The organism is Sphingomonas sp. Leaf230 (assembly GCF_001421745.1).
Classification (GTDB): domain Bacteria; phylum Pseudomonadota; class Alphaproteobacteria; order Sphingomonadales; family Sphingomonadaceae; genus Sphingomonas.
In genome coordinates this window covers 918286-938309 of record NZ_LMKW01000001.1, presented here as the reverse complement: position 1 = coordinate 938309, position 20024 = coordinate 918286, and the positions used below count along the sequence as shown (strand labels likewise).

10 protein-coding genes are annotated in these 20024 nt (G+C 63.7%); all 10 read right to left on the bottom strand.

Annotated elements, in window-relative coordinates; translation table 11 throughout:
• Positions 1 to 182 precede the first annotated feature (182 nt).
• The 10 genes from ASE82_RS04060 to ASE82_RS04015 all read right to left on the bottom strand — a co-directional run bounded on the left by ASE82_RS04060 (position 183) and on the right by ASE82_RS04015 (position 19922).
• Positions 183 to 1688, bottom strand: coding sequence for a tryptophan halogenase family protein (locus tag ASE82_RS04060; protein ID WP_056059155.1), 1506 nt, complete (start codon positions 1686 to 1688; stop codon positions 183 to 185).
• Between the two features lie 9 nt (positions 1689 to 1697).
• Positions 1698 to 2735, bottom strand: coding sequence for a cupin-like domain-containing protein (locus ASE82_RS04055; RefSeq protein ID WP_435368531.1), 1038 nt, complete (start codon positions 2733 to 2735; stop codon positions 1698 to 1700).
• Positions 2735 to 3454: a SapC family protein gene (locus ASE82_RS04050; RefSeq protein WP_056059151.1), complete on the bottom strand. Its 720-nt coding sequence runs from the start codon at positions 3452 to 3454 to the stop codon at positions 2735 to 2737. The genes ASE82_RS04055 and ASE82_RS04050 overlap by 1 nt, the downstream gene beginning before the upstream one ends.
• Before the next feature lie 131 nt (positions 3455 to 3585).
• The gene (locus tag ASE82_RS04045) at positions 3586 to 6774 is read right to left on the bottom strand and encodes a TonB-dependent receptor (protein ID WP_082441207.1); all 3189 of its coding nucleotides are present in this window, start codon (positions 6772 to 6774) and stop codon (positions 3586 to 3588) included.
• 853 nt (positions 6775 to 7627) lie between these two features.
• Positions 7628 to 10420: a TonB-dependent receptor gene (locus ASE82_RS04040; RefSeq protein WP_056059645.1), complete on the bottom strand. Its 2793-nt coding sequence runs from the start codon at positions 10418 to 10420 to the stop codon at positions 7628 to 7630.
• 735 nt (positions 10421 to 11155) lie between these two features.
• Entirely contained in the window at positions 11156 to 14485 is a 3330-nt protein-coding gene (locus tag ASE82_RS04035; RefSeq protein WP_162236679.1) for an autotransporter family protein, read from the bottom strand.
• Positions 14486 to 14873: 388 nt separating this feature from the next.
• Positions 14874 to 16157, bottom strand: coding sequence for a DEAD/DEAH box helicase (locus ASE82_RS04030; RefSeq protein WP_056059144.1), 1284 nt, complete (start codon positions 16155 to 16157; stop codon positions 14874 to 14876).
• A gap of 153 nt (positions 16158 to 16310) precedes the next feature.
• Complete coding sequence (locus tag ASE82_RS04025; protein WP_156348737.1) at positions 16311 to 17261, bottom strand: alpha/beta hydrolase; 951 nt, start codon at positions 17259 to 17261, stop codon at positions 16311 to 16313.
• A 387-nt stretch (positions 17262 to 17648) separates the two neighbouring features.
• Positions 17649 to 18608, bottom strand: a complete 960-nt coding sequence (locus ASE82_RS04020; protein ID WP_056059142.1) for a glycoside hydrolase family 43 protein — start codon at positions 18606 to 18608, stop codon at positions 17649 to 17651.
• Positions 18609 to 18728: 120 nt separating this feature from the next.
• Complete coding sequence (locus ASE82_RS04015; protein ID WP_056059139.1) at positions 18729 to 19922, bottom strand: DUF2252 family protein; 1194 nt, start codon at positions 19920 to 19922, stop codon at positions 18729 to 18731.
• Positions 19923 to 20024: the final 102 nt, after the last annotated feature.

Genomic DNA, 20024 nt, shown 5'->3' with positions numbered 1-20024 from the left:
CCACGTCGTACAGTCAGCACCGGGGGGCTGCAATTGTCGGGCGATTTACCGACGGACTTGTACGATCCGGTAATCGAGAGAGTGCCAACAGGCTATATGGCAATAGCATCGCTATGCGATCGAACACTGCCGTAGCGTCATCGTCCGCTTGCCGAATGCATCATCGTGGCGTTCGACGCGACCTAACGCATCCCATGCGAGGCGGTGACCGGGGCTGCAAGGTAGCGATCCAGGAACTGCTGGTGCGTCGGCATGCCTGCGACGGCGTCTGCGATCGTGCTGCGAATATTGGTCAAGACGCCGGCCAGCTGCGGGCCGCCCATGATACTGCCCAAGCGGTGGTGATCGCGCGGGGTCAGGCGCTGGCCGAGCATCACCTGCACCCAGCTGGCGACGCGGAACAGGTCATCGCCGCCCTGATATGCCTGCGCGCCCTCGGTGAAGAGCGCGATGCGCTCCACGAGCGTGTCGGGGATCGGCATGTCCCGGCGCGCTGCCCAGAAGGGCTCGGTACGTTCGTTGAGGTGATAGTGGAGGATGATGAAGTCTCGGACGCGCTCGAGCTCGGCCTGCGCCTGATCATTGTACCGCTTGACCAGCGCGGGTGCGATTCCGCCGAACGGGAAGGTCTGCATCAGCCGCGTAATGCCTGTCATGATCAAATGGATGCTGGTTGATTCGAGCGGCTCGACGAACCCGCTGGCAAGGCTGAGCGCGACGCAGTTCCCCATCCATACCTGTCGCCGGCGACCGGTACGGAACCGGATCAGCCGCGGCTCGGTAAGCGGCGCGCCGTCGATCGTGGCGAGCAACCGGGCATGGGCCTCGTCGTCCGACAGATAATCGCTCGCATAGACCAGCCCGTTACCGACGCGGTGCTGCAACGGGATACGCCAGCGCCAGCCCGCGTCATGTGCGATCGCGCGCGTGTATGGGTGCGCCGGGCCCGTCGCGGGCGTCTGCACCGCCAGCGCGCTGTTGGTTGACAGCCAGTGCGACCAGTCCTCGTATCCGGCGGCGTAGGTGCCCTCGATCAGCAACCCGCGAAAGCCGGTGCAGTCAATGAACAGGTCGCCCTCGACGCGCTCGCCCGAGTCAAGGACGAGCGCGCGGATGAAGCCAGTCTGGCCGTCCCGTTCGACGCTGGCGATCCGCCCCTCGATCCGTTTCAGTCCGTTCGCCTCGCTGCGCGCGCGCAGGAAGCGGGCGTACAGGCCAGCGTCGAGGTGATAGGCGTAGTTGATCTGTCCCTCGGAGGGGAGCGCGAACCGTTCCGCCTTGGCCGCCTGGAGTTCCAGGCAATAGTCGCCGATCTCGCTCGAATCCCCGTCGGCTTTTGCGGCGAGCCAGAAATGGTGGAAGTCGCCCATCCAGGTCGATTTGCCGATGTCGCCGAACGAATGGATGTAGCGATCACCGTCGCGTGCCCAGTTCTCGAACGAAATGCCGAGCTTGAAGGTCGCTTGCGTCGCACGCATGAACTCGCGTTCGTCGAGGCCCAGGATCGTATGGAAGGCGCGCATCGTCGGTATCGTCGCTTCGCCGACGCCGATGGTGCCGATCTCTTCGGATTCGACCAGCGTGATGTCGAGCAGCTGCCCCAATTGTCGCGACAAGGCGGCGGCGGCCAGCCAGCCCGCGGTACCACCGCCCGCGATGACGACTTTCCTGATGCGCTGCTCGGCCATGTTCGGCTCCTATCGGTTGATGCGCTGGAGGATCTTGGCGCGCAACCGGCGTGCCGACATCGAATCCAGCGGCGCGAGTTCGCCCTGTGCGTGCTCGGGCAGGTGCTCCCGAGCCTGATCCGCAGGGCCGAAGACATAATGGTCGAACATCGCGCGCCACGCCTGCTTCTCGTGATCGGGCCGATCGCGCAACGACAACAGGCCGTGAAGCAGCGTGTTCATCGGCGTATCCATGAACCGTGGCACCGCGTTCCACCAATAGTTGATCATCACGTTGAACGGATCCAGCGCCTCGACATTGTGCCACCACAACGCCGGGTAGAGCAGTACGTCGCCCGGCTCTAGTTCCGCGACCTCAGCATGCGCCAGCGCCTCGGCAAAGCGTGGATACCGGTCGAGATCGGGTGCGCGGAGGTCGACCATGCTCACCACCTGTCCGGCCGGCGTCGGCTCCAGGGGGCCGGGGTAAAGGTTGGCGACCTGGTCCGGCGGGAACAGCGTGAAGCGTCGTCGGCCGACGATGCAGCACGCCAGATTGTTCGACATGTCGTAATGCGTCGAGGCGGTGGTACGATTGCCGATCCAGATGCTGACCAGGGGCGGATTCTCGACAAGCTGCGGGTCTTCGAACGGCAGCGCGGCCTGCGCGCGAAGGCCAGGCAGGTACAGATCGATGTCGGTCGAGCCGATATAGATGGCGGGGGCTTCCGGATCGCCGAGGCCGGCAAGAAGCTGATCGAGGTAGCCGGACAGCGAGCCGCTCTCTCGTTTGAAGTTCAGCGCGGTGCAATCGTCGGAATACCCGAAGCGGCCGCCGATCGCCGGATCGCCGACGTACGCCGTGACGGGACGGCCACCGTCGAACTGCTTCAGCCACGTCATTGCCGGCTCCGCACCTTCCAGCCCGACAGCCACCAGCGGCAAGTGGCTGGCGATCCCGCGCAGGATTACCGGAACGCCATCGGCGATCAGGTCGGCGATCGGCACGCTGGTCGCGCTCGTGCCATCGATGACACGCGTACGGCGCGTGATACCTGCCACCGGGATCAACCGTTCTGGGTGAGCAGAGATTGCTTGCGCGCAATCAACTGCTGGATGTTGCCAAGCGACGCTGCGGCCAGAATGGCAAGACGCAGCACGCCTGATCCATGGAGCCGCTCGAGCGGTTCGCCTTTAAGAGCGGCTAGATGCTCGAGGTCGACGACCAGCACGTCGGCTATGGTATAGCGGCGCTCTTCGCTGACATCGACGGTGAGCGTTACCGGCGTAAGCAGGCCAGCCTCGTCAAGCGCGGTATAGGCAGCCGGCGCGGTCTCCAGCCCCTCGTACAGCAGGCGGAGCACGCCGGTGATATGTTCCAGATACGGTGTGTTGCCGCCATGTTCCAGGAACAGCGGCAGGCCGGCGCTGTCGCCGACGCGCCCGTCGTCGAGATCGACGTGCAGCATCGGCTCGCCGACATCGTCACCGGAGGCGCGAACCATCCCGATCGAGAAGGGGCCGCGCTGGTGACTGGCGGGTACATAGCGGCTTGTCCAATAATCGCCGGACAGGAACAGGTTCTCGTCTCGGTCCAGCCCCAACAGGGCATAGGCCTGCAATCCCTCGTCACGGCGGCGGAATATGATGGAGAATTCGCGCTGCACCTCCTCGAACTCCGCGGGGAATATCAGCGTCTGATTGGCCGCGTCGCCGAACGCGGCGCCCGCCCGCGGGCTTACGCGTAGATCGGCATGGTCGATATTGTTGATCTGTACGGGGTTCATCCGCTCCGGTCCTGTTGTTGCTTCACGCTTATCAGCGCGATGGCGACCGACAAAGGAAAAGGCCGCTGCACGGCACGGCGGCGGCCTTCTTAGTGGGGTCGGGAGTGGACCAAGATCCACTCCCGTCGTCATCAGAAACGATAGCGCGCGCCGAGATAATAGCGTGGCTTGAGTTCCTGCACATATACCAGGTTCGTCTCGGTGCGGGCATATTGGCGGAACGGCTCGCTGGTCAGGTTGACCGCTTCGAGCGAGACCGAGAACGCCTTCGTGACATCGTAGCTTATGCTGCCGTCCAACGTACCGAACGCGGCCGTAAACAACGGATTGCGATTGCCGCCCTGGTTCGTCGCCGCGAGATACTTGTCACGCCAGTTGTACGAGACGCGAGCCGAGATACCGCCCTTGTCGTAGATTGCCGTCAAGTTGGCGCTGTCGCCCAAACCGCTCAGCGCGAAGATGTTGACGTTCGGATCGGCATAGGGGTCCACGTTCACGTCGCCACTCACCTTCGTGTACGAAACCGCGAAACCGAAGCCGGTCTGACCGAAGAAGTTGGTCCAGGCGACTTCGAAGCCGTGGATATTGCCTTCCTTGTTGTTGACCGGCCCGCTGATTGCGAAGTTCACGAGCGGATCATTGGCGTCCCCGACGAGATCGACCGCAAGGGCGAGGGGATTGTAGACCGCATCGCTGATTTCGCCCGTGGCGGGATTGAGCGCGCCGCGGAAGGCCGCCGTCGTCGCCGCCTGGTTTCCGCCATTCTGTTGCAGAAGCGCGGCGTAGGCGAACAGGTTCCTATCCGTCTGGGTAATGCCGTTGTTTCTGAGAAACGCCTGCGCAATACCCGAACGCGACCCTGGCGCGCCTGAACCCGGGTCGCGCAGCCCGAACAGGTTACCGTTGGTTATCTGGTTGCCGACGAAGTTGCGCACGTTCTTGTTGAAGAAGCCGACCGAGACGAAGCTCGTAGGCTTGTAATACCACTCCAGCGACACGTCGAAATTGTCCGAGATCAGCGGCAACAGCGCCGGATCCTGCCGCGTGGCGGGAGCCGGGGCCGCACCTAGTGCTGTCGGACGGTTTGGAGCGTTTGCTGTCACGGATGCGAACAAATTGCCATAGTCCGCCCGGGCCAGCGTACGGCTGAACGAGGTGCGCGCCATGACGTTGTCGAGCACTTCGATATTGAAGTCGAGCGACGGCAGCAGGTTGTCGTACTTCGACTTCGCGATGACAGCGGCGCCTGGAGGTCCGCCGATCACGGTGAAGTCATTGTCCGATTGCCAAGCTAAAGCTGTCGGTATCGACTGAAGACTGACCGACTTGACCCGGGTCCGTTCGTAGCGAACGCCGATCAGCGCGTTGGCACGGCGTCCGCCAATGTCACCGCCCCAAGCCATCTGGCCGTAGACCGCCAAGTTCTTCTCGCCCACGGTGTCGTCCGACGAACCCTGCAAAGCGTCGGGGCGGCCCAGCTTCGCATAATAGGGTGAGAAGATGTCCAGCAGTTCGACCGCATCCCCACGAAATGCGACCAGCGCCGATCCGGTCGAGTTCGGGTTATACTTGTCGAACTTGCAGGTCATGCAATAGGTTTTCACGAGATCGCCGGCGAGTTCCTGGACGCGGCCAGTGTCCGTGATGCTCCAGTCGCCAAGAATCTGCTGGTTATTGGAACTTGCCGAGCGCGTCGTTGCATCGACATAGTTGCTGCCGACCACGAAACGGCTATCGTTGCCGAGATCCCAGCCCAGCTCGCCACTGAACTGGTTGACCCTCGATTCTTGCTTCGAGAAGATCCGACGCGCGACCTGCGTGCCCAAGTCGCCGATGTCGAGGATATTGTTGCAATTGCCGCCGCGGCCGCCGTTGGTCGCGTTGCAATCGTTCAGAGTTTCCGACTGCTGCGGGAAGCCGCTGCTGAAGTCGACTTTGTGCGTAGCGCGAACCGGAGCGCCGATCGAGATCGTCGTCGCCGACGTGCCGTTCGCATTGTCGGGGTTCGTGGTCGACTTCGAATGGTTTGCATCAAGCTTCAGCGACAGCACGTCGGTGAAGTTCCACTTGACGTTACCGCCAACCGAGTAGAGCTCGGTCTTCGTGGCGAACCGTTGCTGCTCGTACCCCTTATCCGCCTGCTTAGCCTCGGCCAGGATGATCGCAGTCTGCATCTTCTTGTTGTCGTCGAAGGTAACGTCGCTGAACGGCCGCTGGAACCAGTTGGTCTGCTCGCTACGCTCGTCGCTCAACTTGTTGCGCGCATACAGGCCATCGATCGTGATCTCCAGCCGATCCGTAGGCTTGAACTGAATGTTGGCCTGCCCGTTGATACGCTCGCGGCGGTTCTCGGAGAACTGGTAGCGGCTGTCGTTCGGGATTTGCACGTACTGCGTCGTAGGACGGTTCGTGATATTCGTCGTCGGCGTGATGTACGCGCCCGCCGTATTCAAGAAGTCGGCCAGCGGAACGATGTTCCAATAGTTCGGGTTCGACTGGATCGATGTCGACTCGCGTAACTGATAGCTGCCGAAGACGTTGACGCCAAAGGTTTCGCTGGGGTTTTTCCAGTTGATCAGGCCAGATAGTTCGGGCGTGACCTTCTTCAGATTGGCCTCCGCATTCTCGACCGAACTGTCGTATAGTGCCTTGGCGCCAATCGAGCCCGACAGGCCGTCTTCGCGCGCGTCAAGCGGCCGGCGGGTGATGACGTTGATCGCAGCGCCGATGCCGCCCGTCGGAATGTTCGCCCGGCCGGTCTTGTAGACTTCCAGCGTGGCGACGCCTTCGGACGCTAGGTTCTGGAAGTCGAACGAGCGGCCGGTGCCGACCGCGAAGGCGTTGCCCGTGCTGGTATCGATGCTGGTCGACGCCAGCTGGCGGCCGTTCAGCGTCACGAGGTTGAAGCCGCCGCTGAAGCCGCGGACCGCGACCTGGGAGCCTTCGCCGTTGGCGCGGGTGATCGACACGCCGGTGATCCGCTGCAGCGATTCCGCGAGGTTGGTATCTGGAAACTTGCCGATATCTTCGGCCGAGATGGCGTCGACAACGCCTGCCGAATTACGCTTGATGTCGATCGCGCGATTCAGACTGGCGCGGATGCCGGTGACGACGATTTCGTTGGCCGGACCGGCCGCCGCGTCGTCAGGTGTGCTAGCCGCGGGCACCGTGTCAGGTACCGTCTGCTGCACGGTCGTCGTCTCAGTGCTCTGGCCGGTCGCAGCGGTGGTCGTCTGCGCGATCGCAGTGCTGGAAGCGGCCAGCCCGGTCACGACCGCGATGGTCGATACCGAATGCGCGAGCGTGCGCGAAAATTTCATCATAAATCCTCCCCCATTCCCGGCCGCCCTAATCAGGCCGGATTGCACACGGTCGTTGCCGTGTATGATAGGGCTACCATCAGGGGAGCGAGTGTCAACTGCGCGAGGGAAGTAGACCCGTACGGTCCGTCAAAAGTTGATCGGCCGACGTTGCGAACAGTCCTTACGGAATACCATGATTTACAGGGGTTTACCTGATCAGATCACCGCCGCAGGATATGATGTCTCGATTCCATCAGTATTGAACGTAATCGAATCTGTCTCAGCTGTGATAAAATAAGCACTATTATGATAGTATGAAGACGGTATGCGGACGTCGCGGCCTGGGAATCACGGTTACGCCAGAGAATTAGTTTTAAGGTCAGTCATTGTTACCCAATAACACCGACATCGCCACGTGATACCTTGGGGTATGTAAATAGACTTCATTGCGGGCAGATGGACTTGAAGCAGTTTCGTGGCTGGATTGCGGTCACATGATCCCCACCGTTAGCGATACGGATCGTTGCGGCACCCGCAATCCGTAGGGACTGCCACCGCGCGATTGGACCGATTTGGAAAGGGGGGGCTCGCTTGCCCATCAGTTGCGCTCGCAGAGTGGCTTTCGCATCAGCGCGGTTTGGCGCCTATCGAAAGCACCGCGTTGCTCGAAACGACGAGCGTGCCGATTAACGAGGTCGCGCATGACGCAGGGAAGGGTGGTCCGGCGCCGGTTCGCCAGACGCGCTCAAACCTCATGAAGGTCCGTTCCTGCAGCTTTCGACAGCGATCCGGCTCTGTTCAGTTATCGCACGTTGGTCGCGGTCACCGCTCAGTTCGACGAGGCGCGCCATCGCGGCGCGCCTCCCGTGGTTTACATCCGGAACGAGACCGAGGCGACGTACGTGCGGCCGTTCTTGTAGAACGCGGTCGGGCGATCGCGCGAGCCGCTATATTGCGTGTAGGTCGAGTCGAGCAGGTTCTGCGCGTTGACCGTCAGCGTGATCGCCTTGGTCAGGTTGAAGCCTGCCGAGAAGTCGAGCTGGCTGTACGGTGCGACCATGTCGATCGAGTTCAGGCGACCGATCGCGCGGAAATACGATGAGCGGTAGTTATAGCTCAGGCGCGCCTGGAACGGTCCGTTCTCGTAATACGGGATCACGTTGACGGTGTGCTTCGACAGATAGGGCAGGTTCAGCCCCTCGTCGGTCGAGCTCTCGGCGTAGGAGTAGTTCGCCTGCAGGCCGAAGCCGTGCCAGATCTCACCCTGCGCCGAGACCAGCGCGCCGTTGACGTTCGCCTTGCCGCCGTTGAGCGGCTGCGACACGAGATAGGACGCGTTGCGCTGCGTCAGTTCGTTGAAGAACGTCTGGCGGCTGAGGCCGTTGAGGATGTAGTCCTTCACTTCGCGGCGGAACAGCTCGAGCGACAACAGCGTACCCTCCCGCGGATAATATTCCGCCGACAGTTCGTAGTTGGTCGACTGGTACGGCTTCAGGTTCGGATTGCCGCCGCTCGCATCGAGCGTGATGTCGTTGCGACCGACCGATCCACCAAGCTGCTCATAGCGCGGGCGCGCGATCACCTTCGCGACGCTGCCACGGAAGATCAGGTGCGTGCCCGCTTCATAGGCGACGTTCAGGCTTGGCAGGAACTTCAGATAGTCGTTCTCGACCCGCTGCGGCACGATCGTCGGCAGGCTGCCATCGGTGCCGGAGACCTGGTCGGCATAGTTCGACACGTTTTTGGTATAGACGAGGCGTCCACCTATGTTGCCGCGGAAGCCGCTCTGGTCGAAGTTCAGCTGGACGTAGTTCGCCGCGACCGTCTCGTCGACGATGTACGATGCGGTCGGCTTTGCGACGGGGATGTTGATCGAGTTCGCGAGGATGTCGATCACGGTCTGCTGCGACAGGTTGATGTACTTGGTCGCGTTGCCGGTGCCGCCGGTGTCGTCGAACGTGCCGTTCGGCGTCGTCATCGTGTCGACGCCCAGGCTCGCCAGCGTGTAGTTCGACGTCGAGTAATTGTTAAAGCCGCTCGCGTTCAGGCGGTTGCGGTGATCGGTGAACTTGCCGCCGATGCGGATTTCCTTGAACGGCCCCGCCTCGAACGGAATGACCGCGTCATAGCCCGCGTAGTAATCGCGATCGATCGTCTTGGAGAAATCGATGCCGCCTGCGCGCGCCGCATTCAGCTGCGTGCCGTTGACGATGACGGGAGCGCCATCGATCGTCTGGAGCTGCGGGCTGTTGCTGCGACGATAGTTGGCAGGATTGGTCAGGTCGCCGACGTAATCGACGTTCGCGCTGTCCGAGGTGAAGCCGTAGCTGTACGGAAGGTCGGTCCTCACATCGAGCAAATATTCGGGATTGCGCCCACCGATTGCCTTGCTCCAGCCGCCGGTCGCCGCCACGGTCGCGCCGCCGGGACCTTCCCACTCGGCGACGAAGTTGAGGTTGTCGGTGGTCAGCTTGGTCTTGCGGATCAGCAGGTCGAGCTGCGCGCTCTGGCTGCCGGCCGAGGCTGCGCCGAAGCTCGCATTGGTGACGACGCCGTTCGCGACCGTCGCCGACTGGAGAACGTCGCCGCTCCATGCGCCGGGGATGACGTACATCGACTGGCTGCTGTTGTTGTAGTTGCCGTCGATATGCAGGCCGTTGAGCGTCAGCGTGATGTCGTCGGTCGGCTTGGCCTGAACCGTGCCGACATAGCTGATGCGCTTACGCTCCTGCGTGAAATACGCGTAGTTGATGCCGAACGGCGACACCGCGTTGGCGAGATCCTGGCGTGTGCCGCCGCTCACGGTCGCGCCCGGGTTCTTTAGGACGGGCTGGCCGCTCGCGTCGCGGATCAGCGCGTTGTTCGCATCCTTCTGGAAAAAGCGGTCGCCGGCATTCTCGAACCCGAAGAATTCGACGCCCGACCGCGTCAGGCTCTGCTTGTCGTAGGTGACGGCGCCGAGCACGCCGAACGTGCCGCCTTCGTTGTGCCAGCTATACAAACCCGAGGCACGGACGTTACCCTTGTCGGCGCGGTCGTTGTACGAATAGCCGCCCGATGCGAAGATCGAGTTGGCGGGCGTGTCGAGCGGACGGCGCGTACGGACGATGACCGTACCGCCGATGCTGCCTTCCTCGATGCGCGGCTCGGGCGACTTGTAGACTTCGAGGCGCTCGACGAGCTCAGGCGCCAGAAGCGAATAGTTGAAGGTACGGCTGGTCGGGTCATTGTCGTTGCCGCCCCAGTCCGCCGAAGCGACCGCGTGGCCGTCGAGCAGCATGCGGTTGAGCGCGGGGTCGGTGCCGTGGATCGCGACCTTCTCGCCCTCGCCGAAGCGACGATCGATGCTGACGCCTGGAACGTGCGAGAGGGATTCGGCGACGTTGCGGTCGGGGAACTTGCCGATCGCCTCGGCGCTGATGACGTCGACGATCGCGTTGGCGTTGCGCTTCACTGCGATCGCGCTGCGCAGGCTGCCGCGGATACCGGTGACGACGATGTCCGTATCGGCGCCGTCCGCTACGGGATCAGCCTGGGTCGTGGTGGCGACGGGGGCGGACGATGGCGCGGGCGCCGACTGGGCGAGAACGGGTTGCGCGAAAACTGGTACCAGACCGAATATCGCCGCACCGGATGCGAGCAAAACCTGCTTACGAAAAACCATCGTCAAAAGCCCCTTCCCATCGACGCCGCAGCGTCACCCTTCGACACGGTCCTGCCCGTATCGTTCGACTCACCTCACTGGCCGGACCTCTAAAGGGTACTGTCATCGCAGCGTGGTATTGGTAATATATAACCAATCTAATTCCTGACGCTATCGGAAAATTACAGTTCCGTGTCGGCCGATGCGTTTGCAAAGCCCGCAAAAATCTCATGATCGTTTTGGAGCTAGTCCGTCGACAAAATGCAAAGCTGGCCGAGACGACGCTACGATCTCAAGATGCCAACGATCTAGAATGCTACCAATCTATAGCATAGTGCAAGAGGCACCCATCGTCCGCATAGTCACGACCGACCGTCGAACTCAAAGACCGCCGGGCTAGTCATCCCGCACGTATAGGCAGCTTATGGAATCGCGCCTGTTCGGCTAGATCGATTGGTCCGAAATGCGACCATCCGTGATCTGCGTATGACGATGCGCTACGGATCGCGCGCGACCTGATGCCGAAAAATCCGGGTTCGGTCCGGGTTTGGGTTGGAAGGCAGGCGAGATCCAGCGTCGCTGACCGGCAATCTATGCCGAACGATCGCGCCCGCCGTTTGTCTCCGACACGTTCGCAGGCTCGCCGATCATGTGGAGGGCCGGCAGCAGCAAACTGGCGAGGCGTTCCATCGAAACACCTCGCCAGTTGGCAATCATCCGCGCGCGTGCGCTCGGTCGACCGAGCGTTCTAACGTCTTAGAAGTTGATCCTCACGCCGACGTTGCCGGCATAGGATCGCTGTTGCGAGGACAACACGCCGGTTCCGGTGGCGTAGAGGACCAGCGCGGAGGCCAGCGGCAGTTGGAGTCCGGCCTTGCCGACGAACGCGCTTTGCGAAGGTCGAGCGCCTGCGATCGTGAACGAGGGATCGGCCAGCGCGATAAAATCGACTCCGATGTCGCGGTCGCGGCGGAACTCGTGGAGGTAGCTCGCTTCGATCATTGGCCGCAGCGCAAGGCCGTTCCCGAACGGCACGCTGCCATCCATCCGCAACCCGACATTCACCGGTAGCGACGTCGTGGTCTGTTTGCCCGCCTGCAACGCCAGCACGCTGCCGCGCTCTGCGAACGCATCGGTGTAGAGACGCGCATATTCCACCGCGACGAACGGCGTCAGGTCGAACGACTGGACTGCGATGCGCTGACCGATTTCGCCGCGCAGGCGCAATTCCGCGGCGTCGTACCGTGCGATCTCGGTTTCGCTGGCAACGCTGCCGATCCCGCCCGCAGTCCGCGTCGTACGGATCGCATAATGGCCATAGCCCAGCGACCCGCGGACATACGTTCCCGTCGGCAGCGCATACGAGGTGTAGGCCGATACGTGATAGCTCGACGCCTTGCCCTTGGTCGCGCGCGCCGCGGTGTTGAAGCGGGTGTCGAGCCCGCCCGCGACGAAACCGGCACGCCACCCGGTCGCGACTTCACCGTCGAGTCCGATCAATCCGCCCCAGCTGTTGCTGCGGCGATCGACCGTACCGTCGCCGTCCCGGCCATCAGTCCATTCCCGACCACCCAGCGGTCCGCCCCAGAGGTGCATCTGGGTGTCGGTCAGGACCGCACGCTGCTGATCGGTCACGGCATCGCCGAATACCCGCCCGGCAAACAACGCCGCGCTGTTCGCATCGGCTAGGCCCTCGCCGGACAGGGTGTCGAGCGCTGCAGTACCGGCCGCTGCCGAGCCCTGGCCCGTGGCGTAGACCGTGTTGAGCAACGTTGCCGCACCGGCGCCGCTCGCCAACGGCACCGCGCTGGTCAGCGCCGCCGCGACGCGGTTCGCGGTGACCCCGAGTGCGCGATAGTCGATATCGGTCCGGTTGAGGTTCAGGCTTGCCGCCGTCGTCGAATAGTCGAGCACAGCGCGCAGGTTGGCGGGAACACCCGTGACGTTGGCGAAGCTGCCGGAAACCCCACCGGCTGCCGTGACCAGGGCGATGCGCGTGACCGGTAGCGTCCCGACCGAGCCCTGGACGCGCACCGTGCCGTCGAGCTTCGCCGCGCCGGATACGACCGTGCGGCTTGCAAGCGTAGGCGATACCGTCTGCACCAGCGTCGCGCCGCTGGCGAGCGTGAGCGGACCGTTGATCGTCAGCGTGCCCGGCGTCGTACCCATGCCCGGCACCAGCGTGCCGCCGCTGTTGATCGTAACGGCGCCGGTGCTGCCCGTGCCACCAAAGACTGCGCCGGTGTTGACGGTCGTCGCCGAGACGATCGAGCCGGTGACGGCCAGCGTGCCGCCATTGACGATCGTCGGGCCGGCATAGCTGTTCTTCCCCGTCAGGGTCAGGCTGCCGGTGCCGTTCTTGGTCAGGCCGCCGGTTCCGCCGATATCGTTGCCCCAGCTATCGGCGGCCGCATAGCTACCCTGCGCGGCGTCCATCGTCACCGCGACCTGGCCGTTGAACGCGCCATAGCCGTCGTTCGCGGCATAGAGGTTCAGCTGGCCCCATCCGTCCAGCGTGTTGCCGGTGAGCACGGGATAGCCCGACGGGAGGGCGGTGGTCGCGAGGACATCGGTCCGCTGTGCATCGGTCAGATACCCGAACCGCGTCAGCAGCAGCACTTGCGCCTGCACCGGCACATCCGCGGCAGTCATCGCCTTGACCGGACCGACCGGCGCGAAACCGTAGGTCATCTCGGCAAGGTACGTCGCCTTGTTCTGTGCGACGTTGGCATACGGATCGGCGGCGGTTGCGCCAGACGCGTTGGCGGCGGCGATGCATGCCGTCACCGTCGCGGTGCCGCAGGCGGACGCCAGATAAGACTGGGTCTGGGTATAGGCCTGGTAGACCGCATACGCGCTGGCGTTGGCGGGGTTGGTCCAGTCGAGGCGATTGCCCTTCGCGTCATACAAGGCCGCATAGATGTTGGTCGCCGACAGCGCCGTCGCCTCAATCCGGGCACCCATGATGTCGAGCGGCGAATGCATCCCGGCGAGGATGCGGTTGGTGCCCAAGTCCGCTGCGCGCGCGAGCAATTCCTGCCCTTGCTGCGGGATCAGGAACGCCGTGCCCAGCGCCTGCAGCATGCCCGAATTGGTATGCCCGCTCGGATAGGCGCCGTCGGCATAGGGGTTGGACGAATTGATGATCTGAAGCATCGGAGTCGGTACGTTGACGTCGGTCGTCAGGCGGTATGGCCGCGGCGAGGCACCGATGCCGGGAACATACTCACCGACCTTGAACGTCGCCGCGGTGAACTTGCCCGCGGAATCGAACGTGCCGAAATTGGGTGCGGTGATCGGCTTGCCGCCGTTCGCCGCGACCATGTCCGCCGTCACGACGAACCCGCGTACCCACTGCGTCGTGGAGGCGTAGGGCGCGGGCGTGGTGAAGCTCGACAAGTACGACGGCACGATGATCGCCGCGGTGTCCGCCAGCGTCAGCGCACCGCGGTTGGTGTTGACGTTGTAGTTGGCGAACCGCGGATCGAGCGGATCGATCGGTGGGTTTTCGCCCTGATACCGCGCGAACGTCCGCTTGGCGGGCTCGGTCGACGAACTGGCGCGGACGGTGTTGTTGATGAAGGCGACCGCGGCGGCCAGCGGCGTGGCGGTACCGTTGCCGAACTTCTCGGCGCCCGGGCTGAAGCTGTTGCCGAGATTGATGTTGGCGACATAGTCCGCGAGCGTCGCCGTCGCATAGCTGGTCGGGGTAAGCGTGTTCGGTGCCGACCCGCTGGTCGAGGCACCGGCGCCCGCCATGTAAAGATTGGTCAGCTCGCCCAGGCCATTCAGGATGCTGTAGGCCTGGTTGGTGCGATCGTCGTGAATCGCCGCGAGGGTCTGGCTCGGCGTGCGCGCGTTGGTCATCGTGACAACGGTCTTGTAGTTCTGCACCATCACTTCGGGATGGTCGCGGATCAGCTTCACATAGCTGTCGAGCAGCTTCGGAACGATGCTGCCGATCGCCGGATTGCTCTCGTTGACGTAGTTGACCGGTGGCGATGTCGGGATCGTCTGCGCCGCGATCGACAGCGGCGTCAGCATCGTTGCCGACGCCGCACAGACCATGATTTTACTTAAAGACACACCTTTCCCCTTACGCGTTTCGAAGCGGGGCATGGCATCCTGCGGCGACGGTTTTATGCGACTTATGTTGCAGGTGCGTCACAAAGACGGGGGGCGGGGAGTGATCGCTTGGGCGGTCAGGCTGCTGGACGATAAGTCCGACATAACGCAAACTTTGACAAGTCGAGTGCCGCCAGAGCGGGTGCTTGCGGCACTCACATTATCTTCCGCAGTGCAGCGAAAAACTGCCCGATGGGCATTGGAGGCCCGCATCAGACCTTCCAGTCATGGCGGGGTTGGCCACACTATATTGTCGCGTCGGACAGGTCGCGAATGCGTGACCCCTGTCTCGCGACCGTCCCGCCGTTCGACGAGGGGCATCGCATCCTCGTCGAACGGCGCAGCGCTATCAGGCGGCCTTCGCGGCCATCCGTGCGGCGAGCTTCTCTTCCTCGGTCCACACCTTCCGCTCGCGCGGTGCCTTCGCCGGCTTGACCTGCTTGACCGGGCCGCCACCCAGCACGGGCGCGCGCTTGGTCGAATGGCGCGCCACTTCGCAGTGCCATTCGTGGTCGTCCTGGACGGTCAGGGTCCGACCGATCTCGCGCTCGACGTCGTGCAGCCAGGCTCGCTGCTCGGCATCGCACAGCGTGATCGCAAACCCGCTGCGACCGGCGCGACCGGTGCGGCCGATCCGGTGGACATAGCTCTCCGGGAGGCTGGGCAGGTCGTGGTTGAACACGTGCGTCACGGTGTCGACGTCGATCCCGCGCGCGGCGATATCGGTCGCGACGAGCACCTGGACGGTACCGGCGCGGAAGGCGTCGAGCGCACGCTCGCGCTGGCCCTGCGACTTGTTGCCGTGGAGCGCCTCGGCGGTGATGCCGGCCTCGCCGATGAACGCGCAGACGTCGTTAGCGATGTTCTTCTGCAACGTGAAGACGACTGCCTGCCCCATGTCCGGGGTCTTCAGCAACGCCAGCAGCGCCGCTTTCTTGTCGGTCGCATCGAGGAACATCACCGACTGGTCGATCCGGTCGACGGTGGTCGACGGCGGGGCGATCTCGACCTTCGCTGGATCGCGCAGCAGGCTCTCGGCCAGCGCGGCGATCGACTTCGGCATGGTCGCCGAGAACAGCAACGTGTGACGATCCTTCGGCAGCGTCGCGACGAGCCGCTCGATCGGCTTGGCAAAGCCCATGTCGAGCATCTGGTCGGCTTCGTCGAGCACCAGCGCCTCGAGCTGCGACAGGTCGCAGAGCCCCTGATCGACCAGATCGAGCAAGCGCCCCGGTGCGGCGACGATGATGTCGACCCCGGCTTCGAGCGCCTTGACCTGATGGAACTGGCTGACGCCGCCGAAGATCGTCATCACGCTCGGCTTCAGATGACGACCGAAGCTCTCGAACCCGGCGGCGATCTGCGACACGAGTTCACGCGTCGGCGCGAGTACCAGGATGCGCGCGCCGCCCTTGGGTGCGGGGCGGGGGTCGGCAGCGAGGCGGTGGAGCAACGGCAGCGCGAAGGCGGCGGTCTTGCCCGTGCCGGTCTGCGCCATGCCGAGCATGTCGCGCCCCTGCAGCAGCATCGGGATCGACTGCGCCTGGATCGGGGTGGGGTGGGCATAGCCTTCCTCAGCTAGCGCCTGCAGCAAAAACGGCGCCAGGGAGAGATCGGCAAAGGTCATGATCATGGTCACGCGGCGCCTCCAGCGCTGAGCTAAACTGCGCCTTGTAGGCAAGCATCTTGTGAGCGCGGGCTGGTAGGTGCGATGCTGCACTGCGTCAATGTCGAAAGCGAGACGCGGGCGGTTGCGGTGGAGTACGGCCCCAACCAGATCCGCGGGTCACCGGCCGGGTTGCTGATCCCGCCAGATCCAGCGCAGTACGTCCGGCAGGATCGATCCGCCATCGGCGTCTGAATGCGTACCCTCGGTCCAGGCATGGTTGATGTCGTACCGCGGCCCTGCGTGCTTTTCCGCGTCCGCATGCGCATTGGCCCATTCGAGCGCTTTCAGCATCTGCTGGTTCGCGAGAAACCAATTGCCGTGCTCGTTATCCAGGTCGTTGCGTCCGTCCTGAAGAAAGACGCGCAAGGGGCGGATCGCGCTCTTCCGGATCAGGCCAGGATAGGTATCCCCGCCATAGGCCAGCGGCGTTCCGTCCGGACCGAGTTTCAGGCCGATCGAGGTATAGCTGCCGATGAAGCTTATCACATTGCCGAACGCGTCCGGATGGCGCCATGCGACGGTCCAGGCGGCGATCGCACCACTCGACGTGCCGCCGATCGCGCGCCGCTTCGGATCCGCGGAGAACCGCCATCGCCGCGCCACGGCGGGCAGCAATTCGTCCAGCGTCATCCGGGCATAGGCGTCGGAAAGCGCGTCATACTCCTCCGGCCGATGGTCCGGGTTCTGCATGCCGAGCGTATCAGGATACCGGACGGAGACATTCCCCGGCGTGACGAACACGCCAAGCGTCTGCGGAATGGCCTTCTGCTCAATCAACGTATCGAGAACCGCGGGAAGCTTCAGCGAACCTTCCGGATTGACCGCGCGCTGGCCATCCTGGAACAGCAGCAGATTGGGCGGCTTCGACGGGTCGTAGCCTGCTGGCACATACACCCAATAGCGCCTGGCCGTGCCCGGATAGACTTTGGAGTGAAGCTCGAACGGGCCCTCGACCCTGCCGTGCGTCAGCGAGGTTTGCACTTCGGCGTCGGCGATCCGGACGGCAGCGACCGACGTCGTACCCGACCCCAGCGCCAGCAACATCGCCGTCATGATGATCGTCCGCATTGCCGTTCCCCAATCGTCACATGGGTCCTACCACAGGAGGATCGGCAAATAGACAGGGCAACCGAAGTACTCAAACCACCGCCACGCTCGTCGCGGTAGCGTAGTGTCGTCAGCCGCGTTGCTGGGATTGGCGAAGGCGGTCTTCCCGACCGACGCGGCGCCGAGGAACGCCAGTCCAAGCACCGCATCATACCGTCAATTTCGTCGCCGCTACGTGGGGATCGGTGCACGTACGCCAATGACAGCCGCGCGAGGTTCGTGGACCTGCTCGACGCGATCGTAGCGAACGGGATCACGCCGGTCGTCGATCGAGCCCTCGCCTTCGACGACGCGCCGGGCATCTCGGCAAGGTGATGATCGCGTTCTGATCGCGCCTAGTCGCCGACATCACGCGATCCTGTCGGCAAACGCGCGAGGTACGCGAACGACAGTGCCGTGGCGCGCGTTCTCGGGAAACCGGATGCGCGCGCTTTCGTCGGTCCAGTGGACGAAGTCCGTGGTCGATGCGCCGCCGAAGCGATGCTGCTCGTACACGTCGTAATAGACCATGTAGCGGTCGCCGAGCCGTATCGCCGTCGGTCCCTCCGTCATCGGTTTGGTGAACGGCGCGCTGACCGGCCCGAACGGACCGGTCGGCGAGGCCGCGGACCGGCTCACCAGCCACCGCCGCGTTTCCGTGTCGTGCGTCTCGTCCTTGTAGATCAGCCGCAATCCGCCGTCGGCCAGCTTCAGCCACGTGAAGTCGATCGAGTCGGTACCGGGATCGAACAACAACTTGGTCGGCGTGAACGTACGGAAATCCCTGGTACGCGTATAATAAGGACGCAGCTTGATCCCCGCGAACTTTTCGCCCGCAGTCGCCCCGAAACGGCCGTCGATGCTGCTCGACCACATGAGGACGAAGTCGCCCCGCGCGCGATCGTAGATCGCCTCGGGCGCCCAGCTGTTGCGGACGCCGACAAATCCTTTCATCACCGGAATGGTCTGTTGCTGCGACCAGTGCATCAGGTCGCGCGACGTGGCGTGACCTATGACGGGGCTGAACCAGTCGCTCGTCCAGACGAGATGCCAGAGCCCGTTCGGTCCCTGCACCAGGTTGGGATCGCGCATCAGCCTGTTCTCGCCGACCATCGGCATCAGGAAGCCACGACCATTGCCCAGCGCGCGAAAGACATACCCATCGTCGCTGCGGGCGAGCTTGAGCCCCTCGCGACCCTCATCCTTGTCGGTGAAATAGCTGAGCAGGAACACGTCGTCCGGCGCGGGACGTGCAGAGACGGGCAGGGCGGCACACCCGATCGCCGCACCGATACCAGCAAGGGCCGTACGCCGGTCGATACATTCCATGGTCGAATGCTCCAATACGGCGCACGCGCCCGAGTTCACCGATCAGTGTGACAGCTGGATCGGTCATGTAAAGCACGCAGCACTCGGAGTACTTCGCGGCGGGCGTAGCCCTACCTCGGATCACGCCCGCATTGCGTACTGGCGGCAATGTTCCAGATACCCCGCCTCATGGCTTCCCGCCAAGGACACGACGCTTTCCCACAGCCAGTTCGGCGCATCGATCGCGCCGCGACGGTCCGCATCGAGCACGCTTGCCCATTCGTGACGCGTGTCCGTGTCCATCTGACGCGCGTGCGCCTTGCCGACGACGAAGGCGAGATACCGCGCCGCCTTGACGGCCTGTCCCGCGCTGAACTGCTCGACCTCGAGCTTCAGGTCCTGCGGCGACAATTCGCGAACGAACAGCGACCGATCGAGCGCACGCGCGGCGACCATCCGGCTACCGAGGTGAGGAGACAGCGCGCGTGCAGCCTCGACGACGCGAGCCGCCTGGTCGGTCGGCATCTTCGCACCCTTCGCGGCAGGCGCGATCGGTGTCGTCGCTTCCTTCAGGTCGATCAGCGCATAATCCGATCGCCCCTTCGCGTTCTTCAACCCGACCAGGGCCGCAAACCGCAACAGCCCGAGCGAACTGCATCCCTTCATCCAGTAAGCGGCGTCGACCAGCCGGACGGTCCGGTTCCGGTCCTTCGCGTCGAGCGAGAGAACCAGCGCCGCGACCTCCGGCTCGGTGACCAGTTCGGCGAGCGCATCGCGTTCGGATTGCTCCAGCGGCCAGAACTTGTCGCCGAGCGGGATCATCGGCTCCTGCGTCGCGAACCGCTCCTTGGCGAGGTGCCGCCAGCGGCGTCCGAGCGCGCGACGCTTGACGCTGCGGACCGCCTCGGGCTCGGGGCCGGCATCGTTGCTCGCGGGATCCGCCATCGCGCTGGCATAGCCGGTGACCATCTCCTCGATCATGTGCGCCGTCGTCACGCCGGGCAGGTCGGAGCCTCGCGCGGCGGTCGCGAGCGACAGGCCAAGCCGGATCAGGTCGTGCGCCGGGTTGCCGATCACCGCCTGGTCGAGGTCGCGGATCTGGATCGCGATCCGCCCGCCACCATCGTTGATCGGGCCGAGGTTGCCGAGATGGCAGTCGCCGCAGATCCAGATCGCCGGCCCCTGCGGAACGCGTCGCGACGCGGGTGACTCGTCGAGCCATTCATAGAACTTGGCCGTGTTGCCCCTGACATAGGCATGGGTCGAGCGCGCCATTTTAAGCTGGCGCTTGGCGGCCAGGATAGCCGGTCGCTCAGCCAGTGTCGGTTTCGTCATATCGGTCCTCTGTGCCGCGACGGACGGTCCGTCGGGCAGAATATGCTCGTTACGCTCGGTGGACTTGATGCGGCCAGTTCAACGGTAGTCGGCCGCGCATCG